Source organism: Chitiniphilus purpureus (assembly GCF_025642115.1).
GTDB classification, from domain to species: domain Bacteria; phylum Pseudomonadota; class Gammaproteobacteria; order Burkholderiales; family Chitinibacteraceae; genus Chitiniphilus; species Chitiniphilus purpureus.
This window is the reverse complement of the sequence record NZ_CP106753.1, coordinates 3,692,361-3,711,413: the sequence shown is the minus strand read 5'-3', so window position 1 is coordinate 3,711,413 and position 19,053 is coordinate 3,692,361. Positions and strand designations below refer to the sequence as shown.

General features: G+C 65.7%; 16 protein-coding genes. 6 read left to right on the top strand and 10 right to left on the bottom strand.

The window, feature by feature from the left end:
* Window positions 1–65 precede the first annotated feature (65 nt).
* Window positions 66–2,678, top strand: a complete 2,613-nt coding sequence (locus N8I74_RS17235) for a bifunctional diguanylate cyclase/phosphodiesterase (protein WP_263124401.1) — start codon at window positions 66–68, stop codon at window positions 2,676–2,678.
* A gap of 63 nt (window positions 2,679–2,741) precedes the next feature.
* Here N8I74_RS17235 and N8I74_RS17230 read toward each other — a convergent pair whose 3' ends face one another.
* The 9 genes from N8I74_RS17230 to N8I74_RS17190 all read right to left on the bottom strand — a co-directional run bounded on the left by N8I74_RS17230 (window position 2,742) and on the right by N8I74_RS17190 (window position 12,300).
* Window positions 2,742–3,470 carry an amino acid ABC transporter ATP-binding protein gene (locus N8I74_RS17230; protein WP_263124400.1) on the bottom strand — a complete coding sequence of 243 codons (729 nt, stop codon included), beginning with the start codon at window positions 3,468–3,470 and terminating at the stop codon, window positions 2,742–2,744.
* Window positions 3,467–4,132, bottom strand: coding sequence for an amino acid ABC transporter permease (locus N8I74_RS17225; protein ID WP_408611926.1), 666 nt, complete (start codon window positions 4,130–4,132; stop codon window positions 3,467–3,469). Before N8I74_RS17225 ends, N8I74_RS17230 begins: the two co-directional genes overlap by 4 nt.
* A complete protein-coding gene (locus N8I74_RS17220) occupies window positions 4,132–4,878 on the bottom strand; it encodes an amino acid ABC transporter permease (RefSeq protein WP_263124398.1) in 747 nt (248 codons plus the stop codon). Before N8I74_RS17220 ends, N8I74_RS17225 begins: the two co-directional genes overlap by 1 nt.
* 189 nt (window positions 4,879–5,067) lie before the next feature.
* A complete protein-coding gene (locus tag N8I74_RS17215; RefSeq protein WP_263124397.1) occupies window positions 5,068–5,964 on the bottom strand; it encodes a glutamate/aspartate ABC transporter substrate-binding protein in 897 nt (298 codons plus the stop codon).
* 155 nt (window positions 5,965–6,119) lie between these two features.
* Entirely contained in the window at window positions 6,120–6,860 is a 741-nt protein-coding gene (locus N8I74_RS17210) for an amino acid ABC transporter ATP-binding protein (protein ID WP_263124396.1), read from the bottom strand.
* 84 nt (window positions 6,861–6,944) lie between these two features.
* Window positions 6,945–7,748: a 16S rRNA (adenine(1518)-N(6)/adenine(1519)-N(6))-dimethyltransferase RsmA gene (gene rsmA, locus N8I74_RS17205; protein ID WP_263124395.1), complete on the bottom strand. Its 804-nt coding sequence runs from the start codon at window positions 7,746–7,748 to the stop codon at window positions 6,945–6,947.
* A gap of 105 nt (window positions 7,749–7,853) precedes the next feature.
* On the bottom strand, window positions 7,854–8,843 hold the full coding sequence (pdxA, locus tag N8I74_RS17200; protein ID WP_263124394.1) for a 4-hydroxythreonine-4-phosphate dehydrogenase PdxA: 990 nt from the start codon (window positions 8,841–8,843) through the stop codon (window positions 7,854–7,856).
* A 5-nt stretch (window positions 8,844–8,848) separates the two neighbouring features.
* Window positions 8,849–10,132: a peptidylprolyl isomerase gene (locus N8I74_RS17195; protein WP_263124393.1), complete on the bottom strand. Its 1,284-nt coding sequence runs from the start codon at window positions 10,130–10,132 to the stop codon at window positions 8,849–8,851.
* Window positions 10,129–12,300 (bottom strand): LPS-assembly protein LptD, encoded by a 2,172-nt coding sequence (locus tag N8I74_RS17190; protein WP_263124390.1) that lies wholly within the window; start codon window positions 12,298–12,300, stop codon window positions 10,129–10,131. Before N8I74_RS17190 ends, N8I74_RS17195 begins: the two co-directional genes overlap by 4 nt.
* A 68-nt stretch (window positions 12,301–12,368) precedes the next feature.
* Here N8I74_RS17190 and N8I74_RS17185 point away from each other — a divergent pair, with 68 nt between their 5' ends.
* From N8I74_RS17185 to N8I74_RS17175, 3 genes are all read left to right on the top strand, one after another.
* The gene (locus tag N8I74_RS17185; RefSeq protein ID WP_263124389.1) at window positions 12,369–13,382 is read left to right on the top strand and encodes an aminoglycoside phosphotransferase family protein; all 1,014 of its coding nucleotides are present in this window, start codon (window positions 12,369–12,371) and stop codon (window positions 13,380–13,382) included.
* A 36-nt stretch (window positions 13,383–13,418) separates the two neighbouring features.
* Window positions 13,419–14,096 (top strand): N-acetylmuramate alpha-1-phosphate uridylyltransferase MurU, encoded by a 678-nt coding sequence (murU, locus tag N8I74_RS17180; RefSeq protein WP_263124388.1) that lies wholly within the window; start codon window positions 13,419–13,421, stop codon window positions 14,094–14,096.
* Window positions 14,097–14,170: 74 nt separating this feature from the next.
* Complete coding sequence (locus N8I74_RS17175) at window positions 14,171–15,889, top strand: PHA/PHB synthase family protein (protein WP_263124387.1); 1,719 nt, start codon at window positions 14,171–14,173, stop codon at window positions 15,887–15,889.
* Between the two features lie 50 nt (window positions 15,890–15,939).
* Here N8I74_RS17175 and N8I74_RS17170 read toward each other — a convergent pair whose 3' ends face one another.
* Window positions 15,940–16,917, bottom strand: coding sequence for a DUF6929 family protein (locus tag N8I74_RS17170; protein WP_263124386.1), 978 nt, complete (start codon window positions 16,915–16,917; stop codon window positions 15,940–15,942).
* A gap of 368 nt (window positions 16,918–17,285) precedes the next feature.
* On the opposite strand from N8I74_RS17170, the gene N8I74_RS17165 reads away from it, so the two are divergent.
* The gene (locus N8I74_RS17165) at window positions 17,286–18,083 is read left to right on the top strand and encodes an aspartyl/asparaginyl beta-hydroxylase domain-containing protein (protein ID WP_263124385.1); all 798 of its coding nucleotides are present in this window, start codon (window positions 17,286–17,288) and stop codon (window positions 18,081–18,083) included.
* Complete coding sequence (locus tag N8I74_RS17160; RefSeq protein ID WP_263124384.1) at window positions 18,080–19,033, top strand: sulfotransferase family protein; 954 nt, start codon at window positions 18,080–18,082, stop codon at window positions 19,031–19,033. The genes N8I74_RS17165 and N8I74_RS17160 overlap by 4 nt, the downstream gene beginning before the upstream one ends.
* Window positions 19,034–19,053 lie beyond the last annotated feature (20 nt).

Genomic DNA, 19,053 nt, shown 5'->3' with positions numbered 1-19,053 from the left:
AAAACGCGGCGGGGGCTTTATATTGCGTCTGCCCGACCCGGGCCGGGCGCCCAGGGGGACCGTGCATGGCCAAGCCCGAGTGGATGGCGACCGACGATGAGCGCTTTGCCGCACAACGTGAACTTGGCCTGTATCACGCCTATTTCGATGCCTTTGACCGCGTCGTCGCGCGCCTCCTGACCAACGAAGGCCCATCCAGCCTGCTCGATGCGATGGCTGCGCTGGCGGACGTGACGCGTGCAAGCGTGGTCGGGCTCTATCTCAATGCCGCCGACGGCGGCGCGGCCCGGATGAATTCCGTCTGGCGCGATCCGCATACCCGTCTTGCCGCCATCACGCCCGAGCCACTCAAGCTGCTCGAATATGCAAGCTATCCGCTGCTGGCCGATACGCTGGCGGTGGGCATGGTGCTCAACAAATCGCTGCTGGAGCTGCCGCTGGCCGAACAGATGCTGCTCGCGCAGATCGGCGCCCGGCGCATCCTGTGCATCCCCTTGCTCAACCGTGGCGAATTGTTCGGTTTCCTGTGCTTCCTTGACGATGACGAGCGCCGCGAACGCAGCCAGACCGAGCTCAAGCTCCTGGCGATGCTGGGCAACCACGTTGCGCAGGCGTTGACCCGTCTGCAGGTGGAGGAGGCGATGCTTGCCAACCAGCAGCGGCTGCGCGCGCTGGTCGGTGCGACCGAGGACATGGTGTTCGAGATCGCGCCCAATGGGGTGATCGGGCAGGTATGGTCGGGCCATCCGGCCTTGCCGGCCGCCGAAACCCTGTCCGGCCGCCAGATGGCGCTGGTATTGCCGCAGGAGATGGCGCAGCCGCTGGCCCGCGCCGTCCCCGATGCGCTGGCGGGCGGCCGCAGCCTCTCGGTGCAATGCGCCTTGCCGCAACTGGGCGTGTGGCTGCATGCGCGGCTGCAGCCGGTGACCGTGGGCGAGCCACGCGTGGTGGTGCTGGTGCACGACGTGACCGAACTGGCGCAGGATGCGGCGCGCAAGAAGGTGATGCTCGATACGCTCAACCTGCTGGAGGAGGCCATCATCGACATGACCCCGGCGGGCGAGTTGCAGGAGACGACCCCAGCCTGGGCAAAGCTGCGCGCGCTCGATCCGCGGAATCTGGCGTTCGATCTGGGCAAGCAGCTTTTCACGTGGGTGCATCCGGAGGACCGTGCCGGTGTGGATGCCACCTTTGCCCGGCTGCTCAATTCGGCCGACCCAGCCAGCCAGCGCTTCCGGCTGATGCAGGAGAACAGCGAGTTCCTGTGGGTGGAGGCCCGGCTGATCGCACAGCGCGGCCCGGACGGGGCCTGCCATGGTGTGCGCGGCGTCCTGCGCGACGTGACGGTGGCGCATCTGAACGAGCAGCACATCACCCAGCTTGCACACTATGACAACCTGACCAAGCTGCCCAACCGGCTGCTGCTGGACCAGGCGCTGGCGCATGCGGTGGATCGTGCGCGGCGCGACAACACCAAGGTCGCGCTCGGTTTCATCGACCTCGATCATTTCAAGCAGATCAACGATGCGTTCGGCCACAAGATCGGCGACGAGCTGCTGATCAACCTCGCACAGCGGCTCAAGTCGGTGCTGCGCGACAACGACCTCTTGGCGCGCTGGGGGGGCGACGAGTTCGTGGTGGTGCTGCCCGACCTCACCGATACCGCCCGGCTGCCCGATATCGCCAACCGCCTGCGTCAGGCCGCACGCCAGGGCGTGGTGCTCGACGGCATGGAAGCCAAGCCGACCATCAGTGTCGGCTTCGCGATATTCCCGGACAACGCCGAATCGGGCGAGGAGTTGCTCACGGCGGCCGACCACACCATGTATCACGCCAAGCACGCCGGTCGGAACAATGCCTGTTTCTACAGCGACATCCTGCATCTGAAGTCGCTCGGACGCGAACACGTGGCGATCCAGGCGCGCCTGTCCGACGCGATCCGGCTGGGCAGCCTGCAGGTGTTCTACCAACCCATCATCCATGCCAAGAACGGCGAGGTGTATGCCATCGAGGCGCTGGCGCGCTGGCAGGACGACAAGAGTGGCTGGATCAGTCCCGAGCTTTTCATCCCGATGGCCGAGAAGGTCGGGTTGATCCAGGAGTTGTCGGAAGTGGTGACCCACCAGTCGCTGTGCAAGCTGCGGGAATGGCGTGACGCCGGCCTGCCGCAGAAGCTGATGCTGAACGTCTCGCGCAGCCAGCTTTTCGCCCCGCGCTTCGTCTCCAACCTGGTCGATCGGCTGGCCGAGTTCCGACTGCGCCCGGCCGATGTGATCATCGAGATCACCGAGTCGGTGGCGCTGACCGACTATTCGCGCCAGCTCAAGCACCTCAAGCTGTTGGGGGCTGCAGGCTTTGCGCTGGCGATCGATGATTTCGGCACCGGCTACTCGTCGCTGTCGCAATTGCACGAGATGCCGGCGCAGATCCTGAAAGTGGACGTATCGTTCACTCAGCGCCTGCACACGGAAGAGGGCCGGCGGGTGATGCAGGCCATCGTGCAGCTGTCGCATGGCCTTGATCTGCAGATCGTGGTCGAGGGCGTCGAGAACCTCGAAACCGCGCGCTTTCTGCAGGGCCTTGGCGTGCAGTTCCTGCAGGGATTCCACTTCAGCGAGCCGGTGCCGCCGGGCGTTGCCGAACTGTGGATGCGCCTGGGACTGTCCGGCAAGATCTGAGCGCCGTGCTCCGCATGCAAAACCCCGCCAGCGGCGGGGTTTTGGTTTTGGGCGCCGGCCGCGTCAGTGCGACAGGATCTTGGAGAGGAAGGCCTGGGCGCGTTCGCTGCGCGGGCTGCCGAAGAAGGTGTCCTTGTCGGCGTCCTCGACGATGGCGCCCCGGTCCATGAAGATGACCCGGTGCGCCACCTTGCGCGCGAAGCCCATCTCATGGGTGACCACCATCATGGTCATGCCTTCGCGCGCGAGTTCGACCATCACATCCAGCACCTCGTTGATCATCTCCGGGTCGAGCGCGCTTGTCGGTTCGTCGAACAGCATGGCGATCGGGTCCATCGCCAGCGCGCGGGCGATCGCGACGCGTTGCTGCTGCCCACCCGAGAGCTGACCGGGAAACTTGGCCGCTTGCGCCGACAGGCCGACCCGATCTAGCAGCGCAAGACCCTTCTTCCTCGCTTCGTCCGCGCTGCGTCCCAGTACCTTGGTCTGGGCAAGTGTCAGATTGTCGGTGATCGACAGATGTGGGAACAGCTCGAAGTGCTGGAACACCATGCCGACGCGTGAGCGCAGCCGCGGCAGATCCGTCCTGGGCGCACCGACCGAGGTGCCGTCGACCAGGATCTGCCCGGACTGGAACGGCTCCAGCCCGTTCACGCACTTGATCAGGGTGCTCTTGCCCGATCCGGACGGGCCGCATACCACGACCACCTCGCCCTTTTTCACCTCGGTGCTGCAATCGGAGAGCACCTGGAAGTTGCCGTACCATTTGCTGACGTTCTGGATGGAGATCATACGGTCAACCTCTTTTGCAGGCGCTTGACCAGCCGGGACGCGCCAAAACTGACGATGAAATAGACAAAGCCTGCGAACAGCAGGAACTCATGCAGGTAACCGGTGATATCCCCCTGCGAGCGGGCGGTGTTGAGGAAATCCATCAGGCCGACCGCGTAGACGAGCGAGGTGTCCTGGAACAGGATGATCGACTGCTGCAGCAACAGTGGCGTCATCTTGCGGAACGCCTGCGGCAGGATCACCAGCTGCATGGTTTGGCGATAGTTCATCCCCAGGGCGTAGGCGGCGTTCACCTGCCCGCGCGAGATCGACTGGATGCCGGCCCGCACGATTTCGCAATAGTAGGCCGCCTCGAACATCATGAAGGCGATCAGGCACGAGGTGAACGCGCCGATCGGTTGGTTGGTGCCGGTGAGCCAGCCGATGATGAACGGCACCACGAAGTAGAACCAGGTGATGACCAGCAGTAGCGGGATCGAACGGAAGTAGTTGACGTAGAAGCCCGCAAGGAACGAGAGCGTGCGGTTGTGCGACAGCCGCGCCAGCGCGAGCAGCGTACCGAGCGCCACGCCGCCCAGCACTGCGAGCACCAGCAGTTTGAGCGTCAGCAGCATGCCCTGCCACAGCGCGGGCAGCGCCGGGACGATCTGCGAGAAATCCATCATTTGCCTCCCAGGGCGATCAGGCCCGGCACGCGCACCTTCCTTTCCACCCAGCGCATCAGCAGCATCAGGCCCATGTTGAGCGTGAAGTAGATCAGCGTGGCGAGCGTGAAAGCCTCGAACAGGTTGGCGGTGAACTCGGCCGTCTGCTTGGTCTGCGCCAGGAGCTCCATCAGGCCGATCAGCGATGCGACCGACGAGTTCTTGAAGACATTCAGGAACTCGCTGGTCAGTGGCGGGATGATGATGCGGAACGCCTGCGGCAGCAGCACCTGCCGGTAGACCTGCGACAGGCGCAGGCCCAAGGCGAACGCCGCCATCGCCTGACCACGTGGCAGTGCCTCGATACCGGTGCGCACCTGCTCGCAGACGCGCGCGGCGGTAAAGAGGCCAAGGCAGAGCGTGACACTGATGAAGGCGCTGGTCGCCGGATGCAGCGTCTGCTTGAACCACAGCTCCAGGGGGCCGGGCAGCCAGTCCGGCACGATGAAGTACCAGATGAAGAGCTGCACCAGGAGCGGCACGTTGCGGAACAGTTCGACGTATGCGCCCGCGATGCGTCGCGCGGTGCGCCCCGGCAGCGTGCGCATCACGCCGAGCACCGTGCCGAGCAGCAGCGCGATCAGCCAGGCGCCCAGCGCCAACGCCACGGTCCAGCCCAGGCCGGTGACGAACCAGTCCAGGTAGATCTCATCGCCGATGCCTGTGGACTTGAAAAAGACTTGCCAGTCCCAGTTGTAATTCATAAGGCGCCTCCCACACGACCCGGGCCGCGGCGGCAATCATCGGCACGGCCGTCCCTGCACCGGCGCCGCCGGTACCTCGCGGTGCTCCCACGGCGTGTAAAAAGACAGGCGCAGCAAGGCTGCGCCGTCGGTCAGCAAATCGGATCGTCCGCACAGCAAGCGCAGGCGCCTGCGGCGATCTGCCCGCAACTACATCTGCTCGGCCGACTTGTCGGTCGGATTGGCCAGCAGTTCCTTGAGCTCCGGGCTCATCGGGAAGTTCAGGTTCAGCCCCTTGGGCGGGATCGGGCTTTCGAACCAGCGCTTGTAGATGGTGTTCATCTCGGGCGACTTGAAGGTGGTCCTGAGCGTGTCGTCGATCACCTTCTTGAACGGTGCGTCATCCTTGCGCAGCATGCAGCCGTAGATTTCGTATGACTGCGGCTTGCCGACGATGACCCAGTCGTCCGGCTTCCTGGCCTTGGCCATCTCGCCGGCCAGCAGCGCGTCGTCCATCATGAACGCCACCGCACGGCCCGATTCGAGCATCAGGAACGATTCACCGTGGTCCTTGGCGCTGATGATGTTCATGTTCAGCTTCTTCTCGGCGTTCATGGACTTGATCAGCCGCTCGGAGGTAGTGCCCGCGGTGGTGACGACATTCTTGCCCGACAGGTCGGCGAAGTCCTTCACGCCCGAGGTCTTCTTGGTCAGCAGGCGCGTGCCGATCTCGAAGATGCCCACCGAGAAGGCCACCTGCTTCTGCCGTTCCAGATTGTTGGTGGTGGAGCCGCACTCGAAGTCGACGGTGCCGTTCTGTACCAGCGGGATGCGGGTCTGCGAGGTGACCAGGTTATAACGCACCTGCAGGTTGGGCATCTTCAGTTCCTTCTTGACGCTCTCGACGATCCTGTTGGCCAGATCCATCGAATAGCCAATCGGTTTCTGGTTGTCCAGGTAGGAGAACGGGATCGACGAGTCGCGGTGCCCGACCACGATCACGCCGTTTTCCTTGATCTTCTTCAGCGTGCCTGTCAGGGCTTCGGCGTGCGCGCCGCCGGCGGTCAGCGCCAGCGCCACAAGGCTGAGCGGCATCAGTTTGTTCATCTCGCACTCCGGTGGGATAGGTGTTGAGTGAGCGCAGTATAGGCAGTGCCTGTCGGCCATGCTCTCAGTGAAATCCCTAGCTTACGGCAGGTGAACTGCGCCATTTGTGCAGAAGGTTCGGGCAATGCCGGTGAATGGCGTGGTTCCCGCTGCGCTCACCCGTGCATGGGTGACAGCACCTGGCGCAGGAACTGCCGGGTGCGCTCGTGCGCAGGCTGGGTGAAGAAACGCGCGGGTGGGGCGTCCTCCAGCACTTCGCCGTGATCCAGGAAGAGCACCCGATGCGCCACCTCGCGGGCAAATCCCATCTCGTGGCTGACCACCATCATGGTCATGCCCGATTCAGCGAGGTCCTGCATCACCTTGAGCACCTCGCCGATCATTTCCGGGTCGAGCGCGCTGGTGGGCTCGTCGAACAGCATCACCTTGGGTTGCATCGCCAGCCCGCGGGCGATCGCCACCCGCTGCTGCTGGCCGCCCGAGAGGTTGGCCGGGTAGGCATCCTTCTTATGTGCAAGACCCACGCGTTCGAGCAGCGCCAGCGCCTGTTCCCGCGCCAGTGCCGACCCGATCCTCTTGACCCGGATCGGGGCGAGCGTGATGTTGTCCAGGACCGACAGATGCGGATACAGGTTGAAGTGCTGGAACACGAAGCCCACGTCTTCGCGCAACCGGTTGATGTTGGTTCGTGGATTGTTCACCTGGACCTCGCCGACCCAGATCTCGCCCTGCTCGATCGGTTCGAGCTGGTTGATGGTGCGGATCAGCGTGGATTTGCCCGATCCGGAAGGCCCGCACACCACCACCACTTCGCCGGCGGCGATGTCCAGGTTGATGTGCTTGAGCACATGGTGGTCGCGACCGTACCACTTGTTGACATCGCAAAAGCGGATCATGGGCTGGGCCCTGCTGGAATATGGCCGCAGTGTGGGTGCCTGCCCCGGATACGGCAAGCCGGGAAATCCCTGAACGCCCGCGCGCTAGCCCCTGACCGGCGTTACGGACTCCAGCGCGTTGGCGAGTGCCACGAACTGACCCACCTGCAGGTTTTCCGGCCGCAGGCCCGGGTCGATGCCGAGCGCGGCGAACTGGGCATCGTCGACGATGCCCTTGAGATTGTTGCGCAAGGTCTTGCGGCGTTGGGTGAACGCGGCGGCGACCAGGTCTTCCAGCCGTGCCGGATCGGCCACGGGAAAGGGGGGCTGCGGCCAGGGAAGCATGCGCACCACGGCCGAATCGACCTTGGGCGGCGGGTGGAACGCGCCCGGCGGCACGTCGAGCACGCGTTCCATGTAGAAACGCAGCTGCAGCATGATCGAAAGCCGGCCGTAGTCGGCCGTGGATGGTTCGGCCACCATCCGATCGACCACTTCCTTTTGCAGCATGAAGTGCATGTCCGCGATACGTGGCGCGAACTGGGCCAGGTGAAAGAGCAGCGGCGTCGAGATGTTGTAGGGCAGATTGCCCACCAGCCGCAGCTTGCGGCCTGGGGCGATCTCGTCGGCGAGCGCGCCGAAATCGAACTTGAGGGCATCCACGTTGTGGATCACCAGCTCCTCGGCATCGAAATGCTGTCGCAGGTACGCCACGATGTCGCGGTCGATCTCCACCGCATGCAGCCGGCCGGCGCGTCCGATCAGCGGCGCGGTCAGCGCGGCCAGGCCCGGCCCGATCTCCACCAGTACATCGTCCCCGTCCGGGTCGACGGCGTTGACGATATCGGCGATCACCCCCTGATCCTGCAGGAAGTTCTGGCCGAAACGCTTGCGCGGGATATGTGTCATGGCAATGCCCTGGGGCCTGGTGAGATGGATGTCATGGCTGCGTCTGTGGCGCTGGCGCGGCCACTGTGCAGCATGGCCGGATATGCAGCCACGGTGCCTGCCGCCTCAATCCGCCCGGCCCTGGCGGGCAACCAGCCCGGCGGCCAGTCGCACCGCGGCGTGCAGGCTGCCCGGGTCGGCCGTGCCGCGTCCCGCTAGATCAAGGGCCGTGCCATGGTCCACCGAGGTGCGGATCAGCGGCAGGCCCAGCGTGACGTTGACGCCATGGCCGAAGCTGGCGTACTTGAGCACCGGCAGGCCCTGATCATGGTACATCGCCAGCACGGCGTCGCCGCGGGCCAGCTGTTTGGTGTTGAACAGCGTATCGGCCGGCAATGGCCCGATCAGCGTCAGGCCCTCGGCGCGCAGCGCCGCGAGCGTGGGTTCGATGATCTCGATCTCCTCGCGCCCCAGGTGGCCCGCTTCGCCGGCATGCGGGTTGAGCCCGGCCACCAGGATGCGCGGCGCGGCGATGCCGAACTTATGCCTGAGATCGTGATCGAGGATGCGCAGTGTCCGTGACAGACCCTGCGGCGTGATCGCCGCCGGCACCTCGGCCAGCGGCAGGTGGGTGGTGGCCAGCGCCACGCGCATCCCACTGCCGGCCAGCAGCATCACCACCTGTCCGGTGCCGGTGCGCTGGGCGAGGTACTCGGTGTGGCCGAAGAAGAAGCCGTCGGCGACGCCGGCATCGTTGATCACGCCCTTGTGGATGGGCGCGGTGACCATGGCAGCGAAGCTGCCGGCGAGGCAGCCGTCGACGGCGGCATCCAGCAGGCGCAGCACATAGCCTGCATTGGCGGGGTCAAGCCGGCCCGGCTCGGCGTGGGTGGCGAGCGGCAGGTGCAGCAGTGCCACGTCGTCGTCCCGTTGCGGATCGAAATCGGGCCAGTCGGCGCTGCAGCCCAGCGCTTGCGCCCGTTGGCTGAGCAGCGCGCGATCGCCCAGCAGCACCAGCCGTACCTCCGGATGCCCCGCCGCCACGGCGGCGGCGATCTCGGGGCCGATCCCGGCCGGTTCGCCGGTGGTGAGTGCAAGCGCGGGGCGCAGGGCCATCGCGGTTATTCGTCCTGCAGCCGGATCTTCACATAGGCACGGTCGCGCGCCTGACGCAGCCAGTCTTCGTAGGCTTCCTCGGATTTGCGCTGCTTGATCGCCATGCGCACGCGAAAGCGCTCGCGTTCCTCGGTGACGTCCTGTTGCCGGCGCTCGCTGACCTGGATCAGGTGCAGGCCGAACGGTGAGCGGACCAGCGGGCTCAATTCACCCGGCTTGAGCCCATTGATGGCCTGTTCGAATTCAGGCACGGTCTCGCCCGGGTTGATCCAGCCCAGGTCGCCGCCGTTGGCGGCGCTGGTGTCCTCGGAAAAGGCGCGGGCGACATCGGCGAACTTGGCGCCGCCGGTGATACGGTCGCGCAGCTGCTGCAGCTTGCGGCGTGCATCCGCTTCGGAGACGAGTTCGTTGGTCTTGATCAGGATGTGGCGTGCCCGGGTCTGCTGTACCACTTCGCGACGCTGGTCGGTACGCAGGTCATCCAGCCGGAACAGATGAAAGCCGATCGGGCTGCGGATGATGTCAGTCAGCTGGCCCGGCTGCATGTTGCCGAGCAGTTGCTGGAACGCCGGCGGTAGGCTGCCGGCGGCACGCCAGCCCAGCGAGCCGCCGCTGATCGCTTCCTTGGCATCCGAATAGGTGGCGGCGACCGACGCGAACGGCTTGCCGTCGGCCAGCTCCTGCCGCGCGGCGACGATCCGGGCGCGCTTGGCCTGGATCTGTTCGGGCGAGGCACTTTCCGGCAGCGACACCTGGATCTGCGACAGCAGATATTCGCGGTCGGTCTTGCCCGCGTTGAGCTTGAGGTAGTCGTTCACCTCGTTGTCGCTGACGAGGATCTTGTTGTCGATCTCGCGTTCGCGCAGCCTGGACAGCGTGATCTCGTTGCGGATGTCCTCGCGGAACGATTTCCACTCGAGCCCGGTTTGTTCGAGCTTGGCACGGAACTCCGGCAGCGGCAGCTTGTTCTGCTCGGCGATGCGGCCGATCGCGCGCTCCAGCTGTGCATCATCGACCCGGATGCCGATCTGCTTGGCGTACTGCAGCTGGATCTCGTCCATGATCATGCGTTCGAGCACCTGCTGGCGCATCACCTCGGGCGGTGGCAGTTGTACGTTCTTGCCCCGCAGGTTCCGTTCCACCGAGGCGACACGGTTGTTCAGCTCGCTCTCGGTGATGGTGCCGCGGTTGACCACGGCGATGACGCGGTCGACGGTGACGACCTTGGCCGGCGCGGCGGCGGCGGCGAGGGTGAGGGCAAGGGTGGTCAGCAGGGTTCGGAGCATCATGGTTTGGTCAACGCGGAAGGAGCGACGATATCGGTATAACCGGGGATGGACTGGCTCAGGGTGTCCACCGGGTTCGAGCCCAGGCCGACCAGTCCGCCCAGTTCGAGCATGGCGAAATAGGAAACAGTGTAATCGCCGTTGGAGGTGATGTAGCGCTGGGCGACCAGCCGGGCGGCCCAGCAGCCGTCATTGTACTCAAGGCCGGCGAGCGCCTCCAACGACCTGTCGTCCTTGAGCGAATAGTTGAAGCGGCCAACGCCGTACCAGTTGCGCGCCAACGGCCACTGCGCCGACAGGTCGAACTGTTCGATGCTGGGGGAGACGTTGCGGTTCATCACGTAGCGCAGGTTGAGCGCGCGCCCCTGCTGCGGCTGGTGCCAGCCGATGTTGGCATCGGTGCGCGCCGTCGCGCCGTCGCGCAGGTTGTACTGCAGCGTATAGTTGGCGATGAAGTCGCGCCAGATGCGCCCGCCGGCCGAGACCAGCAGATCCGATTGCTGCACGTCGGCCGGCCGGGCCGGTGTATCGAGCGTGACGCGCTGGTCTTCGAAGTAGAAGCGCTGGCCTACCGTGCCGTACAGCCGTTCCTCGCCGGTCTCGGTGTCGTAGAGGCGGCTGGTGAGTGCCAGTGTCAGCTGGTTGGCGTCGTTGATCCGGTCGTTGCCTGAGAACTGGTTCTCCGAAAAGATCTGCGCGAACGAAAAATCGGTCAGCGCCGAGTCGAAGTTGGGCAGCCTGGACTGGTCCTTGTACGGGATGTAGACGTAGTAGGCGCGCGGTTCCAGTGTCTGCGTGTAGGCAAAGCCGCGCCAGGTGTCCTCGCGCTCGAAGATCAGGCCACTGTCCAGGCTGAAGATCGGCAGCACACGGCTGACATTGTCGGCCGGCTGGCTGCCGTGTTCATTGAGCTGGTAGTAGGTGGCGTGCATGCCCACCTTGGGGATCACGAAGCTGTACTGCGTCTGGATCGGGTAGGCGACGGTCGGGTTCGCCCAGACGCGTCGGCCGTCGGCCTTGGTGGAATGGCGGAAGTCGGCCAGCTCGCCGGTAAGACTGATCTGCGCACCCGGAATCCAGTTGGGGTTGCTGCCGTAGTACAGCTGCGGCAACCGGGCGTAGGGCTCATCCACCGGATTGGTCACGCTTTGCAGCGTCTGGTAGCGCTGCCAGCGCGCCAGGCCATACCAGCCGTCGCCACTGTAGTTGAAGGTCACCTCGCGCGGCAGGTTGGTCTGCGAGGACACGGCAAGCTGGTCGCCGAAATCGTTGAAGTAATCGTTGTCCGAGACCTTCTGCACCCGTGCCTGCATGTTGAGCCGGTCGGTCAGCTGTTGGCGGTGGTCCAGCTGCAGGCTGTAGCGGCTCCGGTCCGCTTCCTGGTCGTTGATGTATTCGCCGCGCACCTCGCCCGAGTAGCCCGGCTGCAGATAGCGGAATTCGGCGCCGAACATCGCGCCGCGCTGCGCGAGGTAGCGCGGGTAGAAGGTGGCGTCGTAGTTCGGGGCGATGTTCCAGTAGAACGGCGTCTGGATGTCGGCGCCGCTGCGGTTGTCGAACGAGAAGGTGGGGGGCAGGAACCCGGTCTGCCGGTTGCCCGAGAGCGGGAAGTTGATCCACGGCGAGTACAGGATGGGCACGCCGTGGAATTCCACCCACGAATTGCGCGCCACACCCATGTTGGTGGTGTAGTCCAGCGACAGCGTGCCGGCGTGCAGATACCAGTCATCGTTGTCCACCGGGCAGGTGGTGAAGCGCGCCTGCTTCAGCACATAACGGTCCGGCCCGTCGAACAGCAGCTTGACCGCGTCGGCACGGGCCAGCCCCTGCGCGGCGCGGTAGTCGGCCGTATCCAGCGTGCCGCGGCGCGTGCCGAGGAAGTAGTCGAGGTTGCGCCCGGTCAGCACATCGCCTTCGCGCGTCATCCGGACATCGTCACCCGCCTTGAGGTGTTCGCTGGCCGCGTCGTACTGCGCCCATTCGGAGCGCACCTCGGTGGTCTCGCGGGTGATGATCACGTCCCCGCGTGCCTCGGTATGCGCCTGGGCGCGTCCTGTCACCTGGTCGGCTTCGAGCTGCACCACCGGTTCGGATACTTCCTCGGCCGTGGCGTGCGCCGCCAGCAACGCAAGCGTAAGAGCAGAGAGTCTGGACGGCGGGAAGACGAACATGGAGCGGGCAGCTGATAGAATTCGCGGATTCTACCCCATTTGTTCCGCCCGCCATGCAGCAGACCAACGTGAATTCCGCCGGCCCCAACGGCCGGCATGCCGCCATCGCGGCCTGGCTCGAAAAGGTTGCCGGCAGCGCGCCCGCCACGCTTGAACCGGGTGGCTCGGACGCGAGCGTGCGCCAATATTGGCGCGCCCGCTGGCCCGAACGCAGCCTGATGGTGATGGACGCCGATCCGGCGCTGTTCGATGCGCGCCCGTTCCTGGCACGTCAGGCCGAATTGGTCGCGGCAGGCGTGCGCGTGCCCCAGGTGTTGGCCCAGGCGCCTGAGCTTGGCCTGGTGCTGCTCGAGGACCTGGGTACCCAGGAACTGGCGCCGCTCCTGTGCGATGCCGGGACGGCCAAGGCCTGGTATCTGAAGGCCATCGCCAACCTTGTTGCGATGCAGGCGGGCCTGGCCGCGGCGCATCTGCCGCGTTTCGACGGGACGTTCCAGCAGCGCGAGATGGAAATCGGGCGCGAATGGTATCTGGGCGTGCACCTGGGGCGGCAGCTCGATGCCGGCCAACAGGCGCTGTGGGAGCGCAGCACGGCGTTGATCGTCGCGCGCAACCTGACCCAGCCCACCGTGTTCATGCATCGCGACTACCATTCGCGCAACCTGATGGTGGTCGATGGCGACCTGGCGCTGCTGGATTTCCAGGATGCAGTGCATGGCCCGGTCAGCTACGACCTGGTGTCGCTGCTGCGCGATGCCTATGTGGCGTGGGACGAAGCCTTCGTGCTGGATCTGGCGATCCGCTACTGGGAGGCGGCGCGCGCCGCCGGCGTGCCGGTGCATCCCGATTTCAGCGACTTCTACAGTGCGTTCGAGTGGCAGGGGCTGCAGCGCCATCTCAAGGTGCTGGGCCTGTTTGCCCGGCTGCACCACCGCGACGGCAAGGCACGCTACCTCGCCGACATGCCGCGGGTGCTCGAGTATGTCAAAAGCGTCTGTCGCCGCTACAGCGAACTGACCCCGCTGGGCCGGTTGCTGCTGGATCTGCACGGCGAGCGTGAAACGGTTGCGTATACCTTCTGACCCCGTGGCGCCGGCGCGCCTGGATTGTGGATTGCGATGAAAGCAATGATTCTTGCCGCCGGCCGTGGCGAACGGATGCGGCCGTTGACCGATACCTGCCCCAAGCCATTGCTCGAAGTGGGTGGCCTGCCGTTGATCGGTTGGCACCTGCGGCGGCTTGCTGCTGCCGGCATCACCGACGTGGTCATCAACCATGCCTGGCTTGGCCATCTGTTCGAGGCACGGCTGGGCGACGGGCGCGGATATGGCGTACGCATCGCCTACTCGGCCGAAGGCCAGGCGCTCGAGACCGCTGGCGGCATTGCCCAGGCGTTGCCGCTGCTGGGGAGCGAACCCTTCGTGCTGGTGAGCGGCGATCTGTACTGCGACTATGATTTCGGCCGGTTACGCGCGCTGGCATCACGCATGGCGCCGCGGACCCTGGCGCATCTGGTGATGGTGGACAACCCACCCTATCACCCGCACGGCGATTTTGCGCTGATCGACGGCTTGATCGCACCGGATGCCGAACCCCGGCTGTGTTACGCCAATATCGCATTGTGCCGCCCCGGGCTGGTCGCCCAGGTGGCGCCGAGGACGGTGGCCAGGCTTGGCCCGATCCTGGCGGATGCAGCACGCGCCGGACGGGTTGGCGGCGAGCGGTTCGACGGCCTGTGGATCAACGTGGGTACACCGGACGATCTTGCCCAGGCGCGTGCGTACGCATCCGGCTAGGGAAATGCTCAGGTTGAGGCATGGTGCAACGCAGCGTAAGCTGGGTTATCCCCCTGCCAATCCGGGAGCAGCCCATGGTCATGCAGCCCAATTTCTTCGCCGAGCAACGCACACGTTACGACGCATTGCAGCATAGTCTGCGCCAGACCTTCGACCCGTTCGGTCTTGGGGAGACGACGCAGGATGCGTGGCAGGCTTGGCTTTCCCATCCCAATCAACTGGCGCTGACGCTGGGCGACTGGCTGAGCGACTACACGCGTTGGGCCACCTTCAGCGCGCACCGTTTCGTGGGCGCGCCGGATACCGATCTCTTTCCCGCCCATCCAGACGATACCCGTTTTGCCGACCCGATCTGGCGCGATTCGCCCGTCTGGGACAGCATCAAGGAATGGTATCTGTTCAACACCCGTTGGCTGCAGACCGCACTGTACGCCACGCCTGGGCTGGACGACGAGGATTGCGCACGCGCGGCGTTCTGGCTGCGCCAGTATCTGAACGCGGTCGCACCGACCAATTTCTTCGCGCTCAATCCGGTGGCCCAGGCGCGCGCGCTCGCCACGCGCGGCGAAAGCCTCTACTTCGGCTTGCTCAACTACGCGCGCGATGTGGCCAGCGGCGACATCGCCATGACCGACATGCGGGCGTTCAAGGTGGGCGAGAACCTTGCCACCACCCCCGGTGCCGTCGTCTATCGCAACGCGCTCTTGGAGGTGATCCACTACCAGCCCACCACTGCCGAGGTGCACCAGAAGCCCATCGTGCTGGTGTCGCCCTGGATCAACAAGTACTACGTGCTCGACCTGGACAGCCGCAAGAGCCTGGTGAAGTATCTGGTCGACCAGGGGCATTCGGTGTTCATCACCAGCTGGAAGAACCCGGGCCCGGAGGCGCGCGACGTGTCCTTCGACGACTATGTGACCGACGGCGTGGCACGCATCGTCGAGGTGGCGCGCGAAATCTCAGGCAGCGACAGCGTCAACCTGGCCGGCTATTGCATCGGCGGCACGCTGGTCGCCGTGTACCTGGCCTGGCTCGCCCGGCGGGGGCAGGCTGAAACGGTGGCGAGTGCAACCCTGCTGACCGCCTTGACCGATTTTTCATGGCCGGGCGATATCGAGGTGTTCCTGGACGAGGAAGGGCTGTCGTTCGTCGAGAACACCATCCGGCGCAAAGGGTATCTGGATGGCAAGGAAATGGCGGCGAGCTTTCGCATGCTGCGCCCCAACAGCCTGATCTGGAACTACTGGGTCGGCAACTACCTGCTCGGTGAGACGCCGCAGCCATTCGATGTGCTGTTCTGGAACATGGACACCACGCGCATGCCCGAGAAGATGCACTGCTATTATCTGCGCGAGTTCTATTTCAACAACCGGCTGATGCGGCCCGATGCGTTGACCATCGCCGGTGAGCCGATCGACCTGGGTCGCATCCGCACGCCGATGTTCATGGTCAGCACCGAGGAAGACCATATCGCACCGTGGAAGCAGACCTGGAAGCTGACCGAGCGCGCCAGCGGACCCATCACCTTCACGCTGTCCACCTCCGGCCATATCCTGGGCATCATCAATCCGCCGCGCCCGGATTCCAAGCGCAGCTACTGGCAGGGGCCGGTGACACGGGGCATGGCCGATGAGGGTTGGAAGGCCGGGCAGACGCGGCAGTCCGGCTCCTGGTGGCCCAGCTGGGTACAGTGGCTGGCCGCGCATGCCGGGCCCAAGGTCGCGCCCCGGCTGGCCAGCGAGCAATACCCGGCGCTGGAACCGGCACCGGGGCGCTACGTGCTCGAACCGTAGCCACCGATGCCGCCGCGTCATGCGGCGGCGCGGCGGCACCGTGGCAGGCTTCAGTCGTCCCGCGTCAGCGTGAAACGGAAGAACTCGGATGTGCCATTGTCGTTGTCGCTGGCCAGCACGCCGCTGACCCGTTCCTCGTCCGCCTTCAGCACCGCCACCGACTCCACCTTGGTGATCAGTGTTTGCCCCTGACGCTGCAGCGGCACGGTACGCGGGACGAGGGTACGGCCTGGCCGCAGTTCGGACAGCGGCAGCACACCGACAAAGCTGCCCAGGATGGCGCCGTCGCCATAGGCGTCGCCGGTGGCTTCCACCGATGCCGTCAGCAGCAGGCTGTCGGCTTCGGCCCAGTAGGTGGCGCCGGACAGGCCGGCTTCGAATTGCGCGATCGCCGGCATGCGCACCGGGTAGACATCGATACGGTTCAGCACGGCGCGCTCGCCCACGAGGTAGGCGAGCAGTTCGTCCTTGTCGACGCGGAACAGCAGATTCGGGCCGGAATTGCCGCGGTTGAGCAGGAATGCATGTCTGCCGGCGAAGGCCAGCCCTTCCAGATTGAGCGTCTGCTCCCCGCTGAGCCCGCCCGCCTGGTAAAGCTGAGCATACAGGTCTGACGTCTGCCGCTCATGGCGTACGTGGCCGTCGGTCGAGAGCAGATAGGCCCACTCGCGTACCGTCGCCTTCGAGCCCGAACCCAGCACCACATACCAGTCCTGCCGGCGCCAGCCCACCTCGGCCATTGCTTCGTAGTCGGGCTTGATCGCCTTGGGAATGCGTCCATCCGGGCCAACCGGGTAGTCCTTGAGCAGCACGCGGTCGGTGATCGCGAACTGGGCATCGAGCGAAAACAGCCACGGACTGTCGTCACCCACCACAAAGAGGCGCCCCTGCTGCACGGCAAGGCCGGAGGCCGAGGGCAGGCTGGCGTTGAGCGTGGGGGCGGAAAGCTTGAGCTGGAGCGGCTCGGCCTGGGCGTGGATGGCCAGACTTGCGGCCAAGGCGGCCAGCAGGGCTGAGGGATGGGGCACGGGATCCTCCTTTGGGGTGGTTGGGGGCAGCACACGGTGCATCGGAGCGCACCTGCAAGCTTTGTAACCTTGGCCATCCTGAGCGGCAAGCCACGCCGGGAAGCGCCTGGCTACCGTTGGTAAGAACGACGTCATGGGCCGGGCCGGGGCGCTGCGCCAAGCCCACGGCGCAGCCAGGGAGTACGGGCGCTGCCACGTTGCGTGCCGCGGCGGGGCGGCAGGCCTGCTTGCTGTGCGACGTGGTCGGCGGCCTGCGCCAGGGGCTGATGCGCCGCCCGCCATGCCTTGGTGCGGCGCAGATGCGCCCACAGGGCGCTTCGCCCTAGAATGCGGGCTGATCCCCGCTGCTCCTGTCAGGTCATCCAACCGTGTCCTTGCCCGCCTATGCCCGCCTGCCGGTGTCGTTCGATGTCGCCCTGTTGCAGGGCCTGCTCGACCAGCTGCCGGACGAGGCCTGGTCGGCGCATTTCAATACCGGCGACTACCAGGGCGAATGGCGCGGTGTGGCGCTGATCGCCCCACCGGCCGCGGTGACGCCATTGGCGCCGCCGCAACGCGATGAAGCGGTGGCCGCCACCGGCTGGCTGTTGCGTTTTCCGGCATGGCAGGCAGTGCTGGCGCGGATCGAGGCGCCATTGCGCAGCGCGCGGTTGCTGTTGCTGGCACCGGGATCGAGGATCCTGGAGCACCAGGACCCGGACCTTGGGCAACCCGATGGCGACGTGCGCCTGCACATTCCGCTGCGTACCGATCCCGCGGTCGAATTCCTGCTCGATGGCGAAGCGGTCCCGATGGCACCTGGAGAATGCTGGATGCTCGATCTGTCGCGTCCACATGCGGTGAACAACGACAGCGCGATCAGCCGGGTGCATCTGGTGCTGGACGTGGCACGCAACGAATGGCTGATGGATGCGATCGCCCAGGGGCTGGCCGACACGCCTTCCGCCCGCCCCGGACGCGGCGCCGCGGCGTTCGAGCAGCTGCGTACGCTGATCCACGCCGATCCGGCACTGGTTATGCGGCTGGGTGCGCTCGTGGCACCGGAGGCGTTCACCACCGAACTGCTGCGGCTGGCGCTTGAGCATGGATTGGTGCTGGACGCGCACGACGTGGCGCGCGCGCGGCGTCGTGGCAAGCAGGCATGGCTTCAGCAATGGCGGGCATGATGGACCTGGGCGAATGGCTGCCGATCCGCATCTGGCCGGAACAGGGCCAATGGTGGGTCGATTGGGCCTGGTTCGGCAACACGCGCCTGACCGAGCCATTCTTTCACGACAGCGTCGAGGCCGCACTGCGCCTGCCGCTGAACCAGGCACTGCGGCGCACCACGCCGATCGATTCGCTGGCGCAATGGCAATCGCACCGCCCCGGACAGCCGCCACGCGCGTTCATCTTCCACGCCTCGCGCTGCGGCTCGACGCTGATCACGCAGTTGCTGACCGGGTTGGCACGCGATGCGGTCTACGCCGAGCCGGCCGCACTCGATGCGCTGCTGCGGGCGCACTACCGCGATCCCCAGGCGGCGACGTCGCAGGTAGCCTGGCTGCAGGGGCTGTTGTCGGCATTCGGCCAGCGCCGCTGTGGCGGCGAACAGGGCGTGGTGGTCAAGCTCGATGCCTGGAACATCTTCGAGGCGGACCTGGTGCGCGCGGCCTGCCCGGACGTGCCCGGCATCTATCTGTACCGCGACCCGCTGGAGATTGCCGTCTCGCATCTGCGTCAGAGCGGACGGCATATGGTGCCCGGCCTGATCGGGCCGTCGCCGCTGACCCGGGGCGTGCCGCCGGATTGCCCCCGGGTGGAGTTCATCGCCCGCACCGTCGGCCTGCTGCTACAGGCCGGGTTGGAGCGATGCCGCGCCGGCGCCCTGTTGCCGGTGAATTACAGCGAGTTGCCGCATGCGGTATGGGGACGGCTTGCGCCGCTGCTCGGCGTGCCACCGGACGCCCACGCGATGCTGCAGCAGGTGGCGATGCGCCATGCCAAGACGCCGCATCTGCCCTTTGCCGCCGACGCGGCGGACAAGCGGGCAGCGGCGCCGGCCGAACTGGTCACTCAGATCGAGACCTGGGCCCGCCCGGCCTACTGCGCATTGGAGCAGCTGCGCCTTGCCTGAACGCAGGCGCCTGCGATAAG

Coding starts and splice junctions, on each gene's coding strand:
- N8I74_RS17235 (WP_263124401.1), top strand. CDS start 66: ATGGCCAAGCCCGAGTGGATGGCGACCGACGATGAGCGCTTTGCCGCA.
- N8I74_RS17230 (WP_263124400.1), bottom strand. CDS start 3,470: ATGATCTCCATCCAGAACGTCAGCAAATGGTACGGCAACTTCCAGGTG.
- N8I74_RS17225 (WP_408611926.1), bottom strand. CDS start 4,132: ATGGATTTCTCGCAGATCGTCCCGGCGCTGCCCGCGCTGTGGCAGGGC.
- N8I74_RS17220 (WP_263124398.1), bottom strand. CDS start 4,878: ATGAATTACAACTGGGACTGGCAAGTCTTTTTCAAGTCCACAGGCATC.
- N8I74_RS17215 (WP_263124397.1), bottom strand. CDS start 5,964: ATGAACAAACTGATGCCGCTCAGCCTTGTGGCGCTGGCGCTGACCGCC.
- N8I74_RS17210 (WP_263124396.1), bottom strand. CDS start 6,860: ATGATCCGCTTTTGCGATGTCAACAAGTGGTACGGTCGCGACCACCAT.
- rsmA (WP_263124395.1), bottom strand. CDS start 7,748: ATGACACATATCCCGCGCAAGCGTTTCGGCCAGAACTTCCTGCAGGAT.
- pdxA (WP_263124394.1), bottom strand. CDS start 8,843: ATGGCCCTGCGCCCCGCGCTTGCACTCACCACCGGCGAACCGGCCGGG.
- N8I74_RS17195 (WP_263124393.1), bottom strand. CDS start 10,132: ATGATGCTCCGAACCCTGCTGACCACCCTTGCCCTCACCCTCGCCGCC.
- N8I74_RS17190 (WP_263124390.1), bottom strand. CDS start 12,300: ATGTTCGTCTTCCCGCCGTCCAGACTCTCTGCTCTTACGCTTGCGTTG.
- murU (WP_263124388.1), top strand. CDS start 13,419: ATGAAAGCAATGATTCTTGCCGCCGGCCGTGGCGAACGGATGCGGCCG.
- N8I74_RS17175 (WP_263124387.1), top strand. CDS start 14,171: ATGGTCATGCAGCCCAATTTCTTCGCCGAGCAACGCACACGTTACGAC.
- N8I74_RS17160 (WP_263124384.1), top strand. CDS start 18,080: ATGATGGACCTGGGCGAATGGCTGCCGATCCGCATCTGGCCGGAACAG.